At 61.9% G+C, this 13,927-nt stretch carries 14 protein-coding genes and 1 riboswitch; of the genes, 11 read left to right on the plus strand and 3 right to left on the minus strand.

Annotated elements, in window-relative coordinates:
• The first annotated feature begins 186 nt into the window (after nucleotides 1-186).
• A complete protein-coding gene (locus tag AC1Q61_RS26185) occupies nucleotides 187-1,005 on the plus strand; it encodes a maleylpyruvate isomerase family mycothiol-dependent enzyme (RefSeq protein WP_003941328.1) in 819 nt (272 codons plus the stop codon).
• 34 nt (nucleotides 1,006-1,039) lie between these two features.
• Nucleotides 1,040-1,663 carry a Type 1 glutamine amidotransferase-like domain-containing protein gene (locus tag AC1Q61_RS26190; RefSeq protein WP_042447910.1) on the plus strand — a complete coding sequence of 208 codons (624 nt, stop codon included), beginning with the start codon at nucleotides 1,040-1,042 and terminating at the stop codon, nucleotides 1,661-1,663.
• Nucleotides 1,664-1,720: 57 nt separating this feature from the next.
• Here the strand turns inward: AC1Q61_RS26190 and AC1Q61_RS26195 are convergent, their stop codons facing one another.
• Complete coding sequence (locus AC1Q61_RS26195) at nucleotides 1,721-2,047, minus strand: hypothetical protein (protein WP_003941297.1); 327 nt, start codon at nucleotides 2,045-2,047, stop codon at nucleotides 1,721-1,723.
• A 574-nt stretch (nucleotides 2,048-2,621) separates the two neighbouring features.
• On the opposite strand from AC1Q61_RS26195, the gene AC1Q61_RS26200 reads away from it, so the two are divergent.
• On the plus strand, nucleotides 2,622-2,891 hold the full coding sequence (locus tag AC1Q61_RS26200) for a GNAT family N-acetyltransferase (RefSeq protein ID WP_042923125.1): 270 nt from the start codon (nucleotides 2,622-2,624) through the stop codon (nucleotides 2,889-2,891).
• A gap of 161 nt (nucleotides 2,892-3,052) precedes the next feature.
• On the plus strand, nucleotides 3,053-4,279 hold the full coding sequence (locus tag AC1Q61_RS26205; protein ID WP_039972654.1) for an MFS transporter: 1,227 nt from the start codon (nucleotides 3,053-3,055) through the stop codon (nucleotides 4,277-4,279).
• Here the strand turns inward: AC1Q61_RS26205 and AC1Q61_RS26210 are convergent.
• Entirely contained in the window at nucleotides 4,272-5,840 is a 1,569-nt protein-coding gene (locus tag AC1Q61_RS26210; RefSeq protein ID WP_492651386.1) for a carboxylesterase/lipase family protein, read from the minus strand. The two genes, AC1Q61_RS26205 and AC1Q61_RS26210, sit on opposite strands and share 8 nt — an antisense overlap.
• Before the next feature lie 104 nt (nucleotides 5,841-5,944).
• Nucleotides 5,945-6,040, plus strand: a riboswitch (TPP riboswitch).
• Here AC1Q61_RS26210 and AC1Q61_RS26215 point away from each other — a divergent pair.
• The 7 genes from AC1Q61_RS26215 to AC1Q61_RS26245 all read left to right on the plus strand — a co-directional run bounded on the left by AC1Q61_RS26215 (nucleotide 6,028) and on the right by AC1Q61_RS26245 (nucleotide 12,438).
• The gene (locus tag AC1Q61_RS26215) at nucleotides 6,028-6,771 is read left to right on the plus strand and encodes a TenA family protein (RefSeq protein ID WP_007726090.1); all 744 of its coding nucleotides are present in this window, start codon (nucleotides 6,028-6,030) and stop codon (nucleotides 6,769-6,771) included. (Overlaps the previous riboswitch by 13 nt.)
• Nucleotides 6,771-7,799, plus strand: a complete 1,029-nt coding sequence (locus AC1Q61_RS26220) for an ABC transporter substrate-binding protein (protein WP_215516003.1) — start codon at nucleotides 6,771-6,773, stop codon at nucleotides 7,797-7,799. Before AC1Q61_RS26215 ends, AC1Q61_RS26220 begins: the two co-directional genes overlap by 1 nt.
• The gene (locus AC1Q61_RS26225) at nucleotides 7,777-8,580 is read left to right on the plus strand and encodes an ABC transporter permease (RefSeq protein ID WP_215516004.1); all 804 of its coding nucleotides are present in this window, start codon (nucleotides 7,777-7,779) and stop codon (nucleotides 8,578-8,580) included. Before AC1Q61_RS26220 ends, AC1Q61_RS26225 begins: the two co-directional genes overlap by 23 nt.
• A gap of 8 nt (nucleotides 8,581-8,588) precedes the next feature.
• On the plus strand, nucleotides 8,589-9,383 hold the full coding sequence (locus AC1Q61_RS26230) for an ABC transporter ATP-binding protein (RefSeq protein ID WP_042923210.1): 795 nt from the start codon (nucleotides 8,589-8,591) through the stop codon (nucleotides 9,381-9,383).
• Nucleotides 9,384-9,671: 288 nt separating this feature from the next.
• A complete protein-coding gene (locus AC1Q61_RS26235; protein ID WP_030536825.1) occupies nucleotides 9,672-10,229 on the plus strand; it encodes a LysM peptidoglycan-binding domain-containing protein in 558 nt (185 codons plus the stop codon).
• A gap of 165 nt (nucleotides 10,230-10,394) precedes the next feature.
• A complete protein-coding gene (locus AC1Q61_RS26240) occupies nucleotides 10,395-10,877 on the plus strand; it encodes a hypothetical protein (protein WP_215516005.1) in 483 nt (160 codons plus the stop codon).
• Between the two features lie 214 nt (nucleotides 10,878-11,091).
• A complete protein-coding gene (locus tag AC1Q61_RS26245; RefSeq protein WP_042923120.1) occupies nucleotides 11,092-12,438 on the plus strand; it encodes a T3SS (YopN, CesT) and YbjN peptide-binding chaperone 1 in 1,347 nt (448 codons plus the stop codon).
• Between the two features lie 21 nt (nucleotides 12,439-12,459).
• On the opposite strand, the gene AC1Q61_RS26250 is transcribed toward AC1Q61_RS26245, so the two are convergent.
• Entirely contained in the window at nucleotides 12,460-13,827 is a 1,368-nt protein-coding gene (locus AC1Q61_RS26250; RefSeq protein WP_215516006.1) for an acetamidase/formamidase family protein, read from the minus strand.
• Between the last annotated feature and the right edge of the window lie 100 nt (nucleotides 13,828-13,927).

The raw sequence follows: 13,927 nt of genomic DNA on the forward strand, positions 1-13,927 counted from the left end.
CTCCTCTGTCGGTGACGACAACGCCGCGTGAGCCTGATTCGGCGTCGACAATCCTGGTCTACCACAGGAACTCTGCCACCCTCGGAGGTTTGGCGACACCGACTCGAAGCATGGGAATGCCCGCTCACTTATCCGCCGGGACATACAGTGAGGAGAACCGCACCGTCCGAAACAGGAGATGTCCACATGAGTGGTTGGCCCCAGGACTCAGTAGTCGACGCATTGACCGAGGAATGGAGAGTCATCGACGCACTGCTGGCCGAACTCGACGGCGATCAGTGGTTGGCACCGTCGAACCTTCCGGGGTGGACGGTTCACGACATCGTGTCCCATCTGATCGGTACGGAATCACTGCTCTCGGGCATCAATCCGCCGTCGATCAATCTGGACGTGCACGCATTGCCCCACGTCCACAACGAGATTGCGGCGTTCAACGAGCGCTGGGTCGAAGGCCTGCGGCGGACACCGCACTCGGACCTGCTGACCCGATATCGCGAGATCACCGCCGAACGAACCGAAGCGCTGCGCTCGATGACCAGCGCGGACTGGGACGCCGAGACACAAACACCGGTCGGTCTTGCGCCCTATGGCCGGTTCATGCGTATTCGGACCTTCGACTGTTGGATGCACGAACTCGACATCAGAGATGCAGTTGGCATTCCGGGTGAGGAAGGCGGATTGCGCGCGGAGACTGCATTCGGCGAAATCACCAGCGCGCTCGGATTCGTCGTCGGAAAACGAGGAAAGGCGCCAGAGGGAGCGCGGATCACTTTCGAACTCGAAGGGCCACTTGCCCGTTCACTTCACGTCTCGGTCGACGCGCGAGCAACACTCGTCCCGGAGTTGGACGGTCCGGCGACCACGACCATCTCGATGAGCTCACCGCTCTTCACCCGAATTGCCGGTGGCCGCGTCCACGCGTCGGATCACCGAACCGACATCTCGCTTCGCGGTGACACCACGGTGGGCACACGCGTCGTCGACAATCTGGCGTTCACGATTTGAGGGCTGGGTGGGTAGGTCGCGAAGGTACTGAGAAGTGAAACTGTTTCTCTCGTCCTACCGATTCGGCGACCACCGCGAGGCTTTTGTCGATCTCGTAGGCCGCGGCGCTCGCATCGCGGTCATCGCCGCGGCTGCAGATTCGTGGCCCGCCAATGCCCGCAGTTCAGCAGTCACCAGCGAATTGACTCCGCTACGGGCAGCGGGCTTCACCGCAGAGGAAGTGGATGTCCGAGACTTCCTGGGTGCATCGGAAGCACTGGAACTCCGGCTCCGCGAATTCGACTGCCTGTGGGTTCGCGGCGGAAACACGTTCGTCCTGCGAGCTCAGCTAGCTCGAAGTGGCGCTGACAGGGTCATCGAGATGCTGGTTCGTTCAGGCGTCGTGGCCTATGCGGGATACAGCGCCGGAGCGTGCCTGGCGACTCCGACTCTGATCGGGCTGGACGCGTCGGACGACCCCGCTGAAGTCATGCCAACGTGCGGTATCGACCCGATCTGGTCCGGGCTCGCGCTGATCGACTTCGCGATAGTGCCGCACGGCGGCGATTCACTACTCGAAGATCCACAGGTGACTGCGCGGACGGTTGCGGCCCTGACCACGGCGGGCGCGCAATTCACCGTGCTTACAGATCACGAGGTGATACTCGTCGACCGTTGATGTAACGCAGACGGTTGATCTTGACGCAGACTGAGCAGTCGACTCGGCCCGACCGGATCAGCCGTGCTCTGCCACCGCGGTTCCGGCTGCCGGCGACTGACGCTCGAGCCTCGTCCACGCGATCTCCCAGCGCTTGACAGAGACCTCGTCAGCGTCCTCGAGAAGGGCGTCGAGGAGCAGGCGTGGATTTTCGCGCCATGCCAGTTCAGCGGCATGGACTTCCGCAGCCGAGAACAACCCGGAAGCCTCGAGATCACGAATCCATTCGCAGATCTCGCCTCGGTGAATCCGTGCGATGGTCTCGTATCCCAGACCTTCGTCAAGGAAGTCGTACGAAAAAATTGCGGCAAAGTAACTGTTCGACTCACGCTGCCCGAAAATCATGTGCGTTCCTTCCTCGAAGTTGTCCGACGAAGACTCGAAATCGAACCGTTGAGCAGCGACGCCAAAGTTTTTTTGGCGAAGTTGTAACGCTTCTTCTATCCCCGACGATTCAAACGCTAACCCCCCGAGCGGGTCTTTGGGATCACGTCCGAGAAACGATCTGATGACCAACGCAATACCCCTGGGGTTTCCGGCCACTCGCACCCATCATCGACACGCAACCAGCGCGCCGCTGACCTGCAATTTGCCCGTTTCAGGCCCTCCACTTAATCCATCCGAACAGACGACAAAAAACTTTGTGACCGGTCCCACATATTGGGATAGTTACGATCGTGATGCATATGTATCACCCGTTGTGGGCACAAAAGTACGGGCAAATCGGCACGTACAGACCAGTTTTGTTCGTTCTCCATGGCGACGAAGGTCCCTTGAACGGTCGTCCAGTTGTAGTTGCGCTAAGTAACGGATCCCACGTCGGCAACCGATATTGCGGACGGCCTGCCAGGTAGCGTGCTCCAGAGAACGTAGACGCGGCGCGGCGCAACCGGCCGTCCTTTCGAAACGGAGCCCGAAGATGACCGAGACAGTGGCGCACAATCCCGCGGAAACGCGTTTCGAGATCCGAGTCGACGGCGAACTCGCCGGTTTCGCCGAGTACTCGGACCATTCCGGCGTCCGTGATTTCCACCACACGGTGACCTATCCGCAGTTTCGTGGGCGCGGGCTTGCCGCCATCGTGGTGCGTGAAGCGCTCGATCAGACCCGGAACGAGGGATTGAAGATCCTTCCGACGTGCTCGTACGTCGAGAAGTTTGTTGCGGAGAACCCCGCCTACCAGGCATAACCGAACGAGAACGGCCGGCGAAAAACCAGTCGCGAACCTGCAGACCCCGCTGCTAGCGTCGATGGTGCCGTCGTCGAAATCCTGGGCGGCACCATCTCGGGGAAGGAAAGAACGTGGTCGCCTCAGCAGATCGGCGTCCACCTGCGTCCACGGACGTAGCTATCCCCAGCTATCTCCCTCTCGTACTGGTCAATCTCGCGACGCTGTTCTCGGCGATCGGCAACGGTATCGCCATCGTCGTGCTCCCCTGGCTGGTTCTCGAACGAACCGGTAAGGCTACCGACGCGGCGATAGTTGCCGGCGCAGCAGCCATTCCGCTACTCGTGTCGAGCCTGTTTTCGGGGACATTCGTCGACAAGTTCGGACGCCGTCGAACGTCGATGATTTCCGACGCTCTCTCTGCGATGTCCGTTGCAGCGATTCCGATCATCGCGGCCACCGCGGGCTTGACGATCCCGGTGATCGCGGCGTTGGCCGCACTCGGCGCCGTGTTCGACCCCGCCGGAATGGCGGCGAGGGAGTCCATGCTGCCTGCAGCGACTCGGACCGCCAAGTGGAAGCTCGATCGAACCAACAGTGTGTACGAGGCCAACTTCAACGTCGCGTATCTGATCGGCCCTGGCATCGGCGGTGTCCTCATCGCAACGATCGGAGCGGTGAACACGCTCTGGGTCACGGCGGCAGGTTTTGTGTTCTCGATAGTCGTGGTCGCCTTCATCCGGCTTCCCGGCGCCGGAGTGCCCGAACACGAACACCGTCCGAAATCGATCTGGCACGGCACACTCGACGGTCTTCGGTTCGTCTGGAACAACAAACTGCTGCGCACCCTGGCGCTGATCGACATGGCAGTCGTCGCGCTCTACATGCCTGTGGAGAGTGTCGTATTCCCGGTGTACTTCACAGAGTTGGATCAACCGGCCCAACTCGGATCGGTGTTGATGGCCTTGGCGATCGGCGGCATCATCGGCTCTCTCGCGTACGCCCCACTGGCGCCGATCATGTCCCGGCGGCTGATCATGATTTTTGCCGTCGCCGTTCTCGGCATAGCGATGCTGGCCATGGCGCTCCTACCTCCACTGTGGGTGATCCTCGTACTTGCCGGACTGCAGGGCCTCGTCTACGGACCAGTCGGCCCGATCGCCAACTACGCCATGCAGACGCACAGCCCGGAGCACATGCGTGGACGCGTCGTCGGTGTCATGACGTCGACGGCCTACGCCGCCGGCCCGCTCGGCTACCTCGCGGTCGGCCCGCTGCTCGATCAACTCGGAATCGCGTCGACCTTTGTGGCCCTGTCGATTCCGATCATCCTGATCGCCGCAGTCTGTGCCTCTCTGCCGGTGCTTCGCGAACTGGATCGTCCGCGGCACTCGACCGACGTCAGTTGAACCCCATCACGTCGTTGCCCCAGGCGACGCGCAATCCGTGATCGGGGTCGCTGACGAGGGTGTCGGCGGAGTCGATCAACAGCGTCGACCGCTTCTCTTCCTCGTACGGCGCCCAGTGCTTCGAGCCGTCGAGGGCCGCCGGCACGGCATGCCTGGCGAAGGCCAACCATCGCCGTTGGATACGGCCGGCCACCTCCATCGCGGCCTTCCGACCGCCGAGCCAAAACGTGGGGTCGACGTTCAGGGTTCCGAAATTGCCGAATACATAAGGTAATTCGGTCGCGTGGCCCGCGCCGATCCGCGCCGCCTTGAGCATCGGCGTCGCGTGATCGAAGCGGTAGACCCATGTAGGGGAATGCCTGCAGTGCGCGTCTGCGATCCAGAGGGTCGGCATGCGAAACGCAGCGTCCCGTGACAGTGCCAGCGCGCCACTCGGTTTCGCATGGTCAGGGTAAGCCGACATGATCTCGGCAAGTTTGGTCGCGGAGATGTCGGGGTGATCGTCGGCCAGTAATTGGAGCATTGCCTCGACGGACTGCGCACTCACCGGCATCAGCGGAGACTTCATGAACTTGAAGATCGACGCCTCGTCCTTGTTGGAACCGATGATCAGTGGGATTCGGTGCGCGTAACCCTTCTGGAAAGCCGCAACCGGGTAGTGCGGCACCAGATCGCGATCGACAACGGGTGCCATCGCCAAAGTTCCCGGAATCCGGGTCGGAATTTCGTTGACCAAATCATCGCTTGCCTTGACGAGCAGTTCCAGATCCGTGGTCAGCAGATCGCCTGCGTCTTCGGGGTCGATCGAGAGCAGTTCGAGAAACCGCTCCGCCACGGTCTTGGCGCGCTCGGCCCCGTAGACGGAGGTCGCGGGCGGACTCTGGGCAATCGCACGATGGAACAGGCCTTCGGCGCTCGGACAGGTCATGAGCGTCGTGATGGATCCTGCGCCGGAGGACTCACCGAACACGGTCACCGCACTCGGGTCACCACCGAAGGCGTCGATGTTGTCTCGAACCCATTCGAGTGCCGCAATCTGGTCTCGCAGACCACAGTTCGATTCGAAAACAGTATCCGCGGTGGAGAATGCAGACAGGTCCAGGAATCCGAGTGCGCCGACGCGATAGTTGAAGGAGACGAGAACGAGGTCACCGGTTTCAGCCAGATGACGGCCGTCGTAGATCGTTTGGGCGGCGGACCCGAGGCAGTAGGCGCCGCCGTGAATCCACACCATCACCGGTCGCGGCGTGGCGTCGGGTCGCGGGGCCCAGACGTTGATCGACAGGCAGTCCTCGTCGATTTTGAAGGCCCGATCGATCGGAACCGCCGGACTCTGGCCTTGCGGCGCGATCGGCCCGAACTCACGACAGTCGCGCACCCCGTCCCACGGCTGTGCGGGTTGTGGCGCTCGGAACCTCCGCTCACCCACCGGCGCCGCTGCGTAGGGCATGCCCTTCCACGCGAATACACCGCCATCCGGATACCCGCGGGCTTCTCCGCCTCGCGCCCGGATCACCAGAGTTCCGTCCTCGCCGAGATTTGGTCGAACGTCGGTCTCCATGTCTGAATCCCCTCCCGACCCGCGCGTGTGGCAATCAAGACCAAACCTACCAATCTCGGACGGGTGTGCGCCGAGTACGCAACCCCTCGGTGTTAAGGTCGCCTAGTTCTGACACGGGGTGCTCCGCATGGGCGGGGCTGAGAACACACCCGGGAACCTGATCAGGTAATGCTGACGAAGGGATGTCATGGCTACTACGCAGCCTGCATACAATTCTGCCGAAAACTCGGTGGCCACAGCGCCGTCGACGGATCGGTTCACAGATCGACTCTGGGCCGAGACGAAGGCCCTCCGCGAGTCGATCGACTCACTGGAGTTCCTCCGCCGCCTCGGCGACGGAACATTGCCTCTCGACGCGTTCCGCACGTACATCGAGCAGGACAAGCTTTATCTCGAGGGGTATTCGAAAGCGTTGTCCCTGGTCGCGGCCCATGCCCCGGATCCGCAGTCCGCGGGCTTCTGGTCGAATTCCGCGTCCACGGCAGCGACAGTGGAATCTGCGCTTCACGACGGACTTCTCACCGGTGGAATTCTTCCAGCGGGATCGGGAAGGCTCGAGCATTCGCAGGCCTGCCTGGGATACGTCTCGTATCTGACGGCGACTGCAGCAACTGCGCCTTACCCGGTCTCCGCAGCGGCAGTACTCCCCTGCTTCTGGATCTACGCCGAGGTCGGCCGCGATCTTGCCGCTTCAGCGCGCGAGGTACTCGACGCCGATCCGTCGCATCCGTACGCACAGTGGGTCACGACCTACGACGCACCCGAATTCCACGAGTCGGTGGCGCAGGCCCGCGTACTGGTCGATGCTGCGGCCGAAGCTGCCACCGAGACAGAGCGTGAGGCGATGAGTGAAGCATTCCGCATCGCCAGCCGCTATGAGCTGATGTTCTGGGATTCCGCACTCCACCAGCAGCCTTGGCCGGCGTCGTGATGTCGTTTGCGGCGCTGCGCCGCACGCTTGCCACGTCTGCCGCGATCGCAGCCGCGTTCACAGTTCTGACCGGATGCGCCTCTGACACCGGCTCTTCCGACGGGACCATTCGGTTCGCACTCGACTGGACACCGAACACGAACCACACCGGTTTGTACGTAGCACTCCAAGAGGGCTACTTCGAGGACGCCGGCCTGGACGTCTCGATCCTGCCGTACAACAACACCTCGCCCGACACCCTGGTCGATGCCGGCAATGCCGAGTTCGGCATCAGCACACAGAGTCAGGCCACGTTCGCCCGTGCAGCCGGCGCCGCCACGACGTCCGTCATCGCGCCACTTCAGCACCGCGCCACCGGCATCGGCGTGAAGGCGGATCGTGCGGACATCACGCGCCCACGTGATCTCGACGGGAAGACGTACGCCGGGTTCGGCGATCCCGGCGAAGTCGAAACGCTGCAGCAGATCATCCGCAACGACGGCGGGACCGGGAACTTCACGACGGTCACGCTCGGAACTTCCGCGTACGAAGCCGTGTACTCGGGCCAGGCAGACTTCACCGTCTCCTACTTTGCGTGGGAAGGCCTCGAAGCGGAGCGAAACGGAACTCCGATGCGGTACTTCCAGTACACCGATTACGGCTTCCCCGATGCATATTCGATCGTGATCAACGGCAACCAGCAGTGGTTGAAAGACCATCCCGACGAGGCACGCAAGTTCGTCAAAGCCGTTCAACGCGGATATCAGACTGCTGCCGACAACCCGGACCGGGCCGCGCAGGATCTCATCGACGCGAACCCCGGAGCTTTCACCGACGAAGACCTCGTGCGTGAGAGTCAGCGGATGCTCGCCGCCGACTACATGAAAGACGCCAACGGCGTCGTGGGCGCCCAGAATCTCGAAACCTGGTCGGGCTACTCGGGATTCCTCTTCGAGAACGGATTGCTTGCCGGACCGGACGGGAAGCCGTTGACCCAGAAGCCGGACTGGTCGGAGTACTTCACCAATGAGTATCTCGACGCGTCCTGACGTGAGCGGACGGTTGGTCTCGACCATGCGGCGGGCGCTTCCCGCGCTCGCCGTGGTGGTGCTCCTCGTGGCGGCGTGGCAGATCTACGTCGAGATCAGTGGGATTCGGCCGCAAGTACTTCCGTCTCCGGGGCGCGTTCTGTCCCAGGGGTGGGACAACCGCGAGATCATCTCCGGCCACGCCTGGTCGACATTGCAGGTCACGTTGGTCGGCTTCACTGTTTCATTGGTGTTGGCCTGGATTCTTGCCGTGATCGTGGACTTTTCGCCGTGGTTGTCACGCGCGCTGGTACCACTTTTCGTCGTCTCGCAGACGCTGCCGATCATCGCCATCGCGCCGCTGATGATCATCTGGTTCGGCTTCGGGTTGTTGCCGAAGGTGTTGGTGATCGCCCTTGCGACGTTCTTCCCCATGACCATCGGACTCATCGAGGGATTTGCCGCAGCCGACCGGGAAGCGGGCGCTCTCCTGCGCAGTATGGGCAGCACTCGCTGGCAGGAGTTCCGATACGTTCGCCTTCCTTCGGCAATTCCGCGATTCTTCACTGCCCTGCGCATCGGCATCACGTATGCGGTCGTGGGTGCGGTGTTCTCCGAATACGTCGGCGCTACTTCCGGTTTGGGTATCTACATGAGCACCCAGAAGAACTCCTTCCGCACCGACCTGGTGTTGGCGGCCGTACTGGTGACCGCGTTGATCAGCGTCACGCTGTACTTGCTGACGTTCGCCATCGAGCGCATCGTTGCACCATGGGCGATGAACGAAAGGTCGCGGACATGACTGACCCGATGGTCGAGGATGCAATGGTCGGAATCCAGGACCTGACCAAGAGGTTCGACACGGCCGGAGAATCGCGTCTCGTGCTCGATTCGGTGTCCTTTGGTGCCGACGCGGGCGAATTCGTGTCGGTGATCGGGCCGAGCGGCTGCGGCAAGAGCACGATCTTCAACGTCCTGGCCGGGCTCGAATCCCCGACCGCGGGTTCGGTCCGTGTGGGCACGCGCGCAACGGAATCCGAACCAGCCACCGAGGTGCATACCGCGTACATGCCGCAGAAAGATCTTCTGTTCCCTTGGCGTTCGGTATTGGACAACACGGCCCTCGGTTTGGAAGTGCAGGGAGTCGGCAAGAAGGAAGCACGCGAGCGCGCTCGCGAGTTGTTCCCGGCGTTCGGACTGTCCGGATTCGAGGACGCCCGGCCGTCACAACTGTCCGGCGGGATGCGCCAGCGAGCGGCGATGCTGCGCACCGTTGTTCAGGGCAAACCTGTCCTGCTGCTCGACGAGCCGTTCGGCGCACTGGACTCGTTGACCCGCACCGAGATGCAGGCCTGGCTACAAGACGTGTGGCAGAAGTACCGGTGGACCGTGCTGATGATCACCCACGATATTCGTGAAGCGATCTATCTGTCCGATCGCGTGGTCGTTCTGTCGGCGAGGCCGGCAACGGTCAGGTGCGTCGTCGACGTTCCCTTGCCGAGGCCACGCGAACTGGACATGATCACCTCGCCCGAGTTCGCCGACGTCGAGCGTGAGCTGCTTGCCGTACTCCACGACGAGACTCGCAAGTCGCTACAGCCCTAGCGGTTACTGACAATGCGCTGAGAGCGCGCCGATTTCACCTGCCGTTCAAGAGAAAGTGCATCGCAACGGTGCAACTTCGCGTAGGATGTCGCGGCGCGTTCGCCCAAAACGCCTTAATATCAGCAAGATCCGAACGCTCGACACGCAATCCGTCAACGCTGCACAATTCTCTGTACTCTTCGGTAACGTACACTCGGTCGCCTACGAGACCAACGGCCAGAAGGTAACTGGACGGTAAAGCGGAATCGTGGAGGCACAGTCATCGCAACAGATTTGGAAAGGGACAGCGTGAGCACACTGCAGTCAGGTCAGAGCCTCGGAGTCGGCCAGGAACTCAAGTCCGACAACGGCGCATACACCCTCACCTTGCAGGACGACGGCAACCTGGTTCTGTCCGAGGGCGGACAGGCTGTTTGGGCCGCAGGCACCAACGGATCCGGCGCCAACCGCGCCGAGGTGCAGGCTGACGGAAACTTCGTCATCTACAAGGACTCCGACGCCGTGTGGGCATCGCAGACCGCAGGCAACGACGGTGCCTCCCTCTCGGTTCAGGACGATCGCAACGTCGTTCTGTCCGTCGGCGGAAATGCTCTGTGGTCTTCGGACACTGCAATCGCAGCGCCGGCCGCCGAGGCTGCCCCGGAGCCCGCTCCGGCACCCGAGCCCGAGCCTGCCCCCGCCGCTCCGGCAGCGCAGAGCTACACCGTCGAAAGCGGCGACACCCTGTGGGCGATCGCAGAGCGTTTCTACGGCGACGGCAACCAGTACCAGCGCATCGCGGATGCAAACGGCATCCCGAACCCGGATCTCATCAACGCCGGTCAGGTACTGACGATCCCCGCCTGATTCACTGCTTGACCTGGCCCTGGGTGCCGACGTCCGCGTCGACACCCAGGGCCTTTTGTGTTCTACGCCACACAGATTCGCGTCCCGCCCAGCAGACCCTGATACTCCATTGCGGCATCTTTTCGCCTACAGTACTTCCGTACTGCTCCCGAAGGACAGGTGTGCATGAAAGACAGAACAGTCATGATCGGCGCTGTCGCAGTGGCCGCTCTCTCTCTGACATCAGGCCTCGTTTTCGGCGGAGCAGCCGGCGCATTCGGTGCCGGCGGCCCTGTGGTGAAGCCTCCCACTCTGGTCTCGTCGGTTTCCGTGGAGTCCGTCGCCGGGATCGAACCGGCCGCGTTCTACAGCTCGGTTGCAGTCCCCACGGTTGTCATCCCGCCGACGCCGACCTGGCGAATCGCCGACGAGACGACTGCTCCTCGTAATCAGCCGCTTGTGGTGACCGCGACAATCACGAGCTCCGCCACCTCGACTACGACGGCCACCAGTACGACAACACCCCTCTCATCCACCACAACTGCGTCGGCTACCGCGACCTCGTCACCGACCGCGACGGCCACAACCACCAAGACCAGCACCACCCCCGTTGTCACGACCGGGTCCACGCCGCCCGTCGTCGAGGTCTCGCCCGTTCTCGCCGGATAACACCCTCGCTCTTTCGCCCGCATACCGCCTGGGGTGACGGCGGTTACAGGCACACTTCAGTCGCCGCTCTCGAATAACCGATCTACCTGCGACTACCTTCCTCGTCGTCACGGTTCGTGGTCCGCTGCAATCCGGTCGACCGGAAAAGGACAGCAGCATTGTCGGAGCCTCGCGATACCGTATAGGTCTGAGCTTTTGCGGAAGGAGGTGGCTGATGAGCGCAATGGGCTTCGATCTCGATGTCAGTGTCGACCGGGCGTGGGCAGAATTTCAACGTCGCCTCGGCGATCACATTTCCATCATGGTCGACGGCGACGTGCTTGCCGTGGAATCGTCCACCGGCGATTTCGATCCAGCTGACGGCGCAGCGCCATGCGTTCAGTTCCTCGTGTGGGACGAGAACACAGTCCGCTGCGAGGTTCCTTCCAACGACTTCCTTCATCCGCGCTATCGACTCGAAGATGCCGACGAACAAAAGTTGATCGCACTCGGCTGGAATCCGCCTTCCGAGAATCTCGAGGATCCGAACAACTCCCCCGCCTTCTGCGTCGACAAGGCACAGAACTGGGCCGATCAGCTCGCAGCGATGACTGTCGCTGCATTCCGTGATGTGTTCGGTGTGCAGCACCCGGCTTTTCTATCCAGCGATCTCACCGGCAACGAGCAGACTCCGGATTTCGATCCGTCGGTCGTCGAGTCGACAGAACTTCCGACACTCGACCCCACCGCGGCCTACATGCCCAACGACGTCGACCATCTCAAGGAGTTGGTCACTCTCGCTTTGCTTCCCATGCTCGGCACGCTTCCCGAGCGAGACAGTGACGGCGACATACCCATTCGGGTCGGTTCGACTGTCATGTTCGTCGGTCCGCTTTCCGAGTCCATGGACGTGCAGTTGTTCTCGCCGCTCGTTCAGGACATCAGCAACCGCACCCGTGCAGCCGAGGTCATCGCCGATCTCAACCGCAAGTGGTCGCGCATCAAGTTCGTCTTGATCGACGACCGTCTGTCGGTGTTCCTCGAGGTGGCGGGTTCGCCATTCGTTCCCAAGCAACTCACCGATACGTGCGCCGCCCTGACGTCGTTCCTGCGTACCGTGGACGACGAGTTCGCCGCACGCGTCGGCGGAGACCTCTTCTTCGCGAACAAGAGCGGTGACTCCTCCTCGCTGCAGCCCGATCTGACGGCCGAGGACCTTCCTCCCGAACTCGAGACCCTGCTGCACCTCGATCTGGACGTGGCCGAGGATCTCGACGCGGTAGCCGATGTCTGTGGTCGTGATCGCGATCTGATTCTTCAGCTCCTCCACATCAGCAACGAATGGCAGATTCAGCTGCGTAGTCAGGCTGTGGACGCCCACAGTCGCGGAGACGCCGAAGAGGCTGCGGGATACGAGGATCAGGTCGGCGGGTGGGAACTCATGGTCGACCGTCTGCGGGGGGCCTTGCGACTGGTGGTCCTACCCAATTCTCGAACCGAGACGCCGGCAAAGCCGCAACCTGAGCAAATGGGCTTGTTTGCCGATCCCTTGCAACAGAGCCTCTTCGACGATCCGTCCTGACAACACGGATCGCCTTTCCCGCTATTCGAAGTGGGATTTGAAGATCTGTCCGTGGACGCCCACGGTTCGATCGACAACCTGCGAGACCGTGAAATCGGCTGCGGCAGAAAGATAGGCGTAGGCCGTCGCTCGATCCATTCCGCGATCATGCTCGAGGAAGTCGAGCGCGTTGACCACCGCGCGCCGCATGGCGCCGTTGAGGTCACTGTTCTGCCCATCGACCGAACCGTTGGGGTCGGACAGGCCGATCGGAATCCAGGCCTCCTCGGTCTCGGCGAACGGGTATCCGAAAGCCACCGATGGAGCGTCACCGGAATCCTTCTTGCACACGCTGAGTCGGAACGTGCCGCGCAGCGATCCTTCCATCGCCGTCAGCGCCGCCTCACCGTCACCCATGGCCATGTGGGGGTCACCGACGTAGAAGAGGGCGCCTTCAGCGAATACCGGCAAATAGAAGGTTGATCCGACACCGAGATGCCTGATGTCGATGTTTCCGCCGCCCAGGGTCGGAGGAATGGAGTTCGACGACGGGGATGTCGGGTCTGCATCCGCAGAATAGGCAACTCCCATCATTCCCATGAAGGGCCGCAGGGGAAACCGCACCTTCGACTGTCCGAAAGGCATCACGCCCTTGCCGTCTTCGATCGCCGTGAAAGTGGAAACACCGCCGTACTTCAACGGGTCCTTTGTTGCGCGCCCGTCTGTGGCGACCGGCGGCATGACTTCGTCCAGAGTGATTCCCGCTGGAGCGGTTCCGTCTGCTGTGACGGCGAGAGCGCCCTTGCCGTGTCTGCTCGACACAACGCCGTACGGCACGCGGGGAATGGCTTCGAGAGTCTCGATCTTGAGTACGTCTCCAGGCTGGGCGCCTTCGACGAAGACCGGGCCGGTGACGACGTGCGGTCCGTCCTTGTCGAAGTTTCGTTCGGTTCGGTTGTATTCGGCCGCAACGGCAATCGCATCCTCGAGCACGTCCTTCTCGGAAACGCCTTTGCTACCGAAGTATTCGAGAGGATTGCGCCCTTGATCCTCGAGAATTCCCTCGTGCGAGAGGGCGTCGATCGTGACGGTCTGGCCCGACTTCATCCGCATCACCTCGCGGGTGTGGATGTTGGGCACATAACCCCACATGACGTCCGACGGATCCGAACTCAGATAGTGATCGCCACTGACGTTTCCGCTGCCCGGTTGCAGAATCGGAATGCCATCGGCGAACGGTAGTGCAGAGGAGGACGATCCAGCCGGTGACGCGTTCGAGTGCGCGCATCCCGAAGCCACACCGGCAACTCCTACGCCCGCACCGAGGGCAGCGACTGCCCTCATGAATCCGCGTCGGCCAAGACCTTTCGTCAGATCTTCGGCTGCGTTGCGGGCAAGAGTGTTTTCCATCGAGATTCCTCCGGAGTGCGTGACGATGTGCGACTGCGAAGAAAGCTAGACCCGATTTGTTACTCGTTCATTACCATTTCATGGCAAGGAAATACCGTTG

This window comes from Rhodococcus sp. MPR-R1B (genome assembly GCF_058793255.1).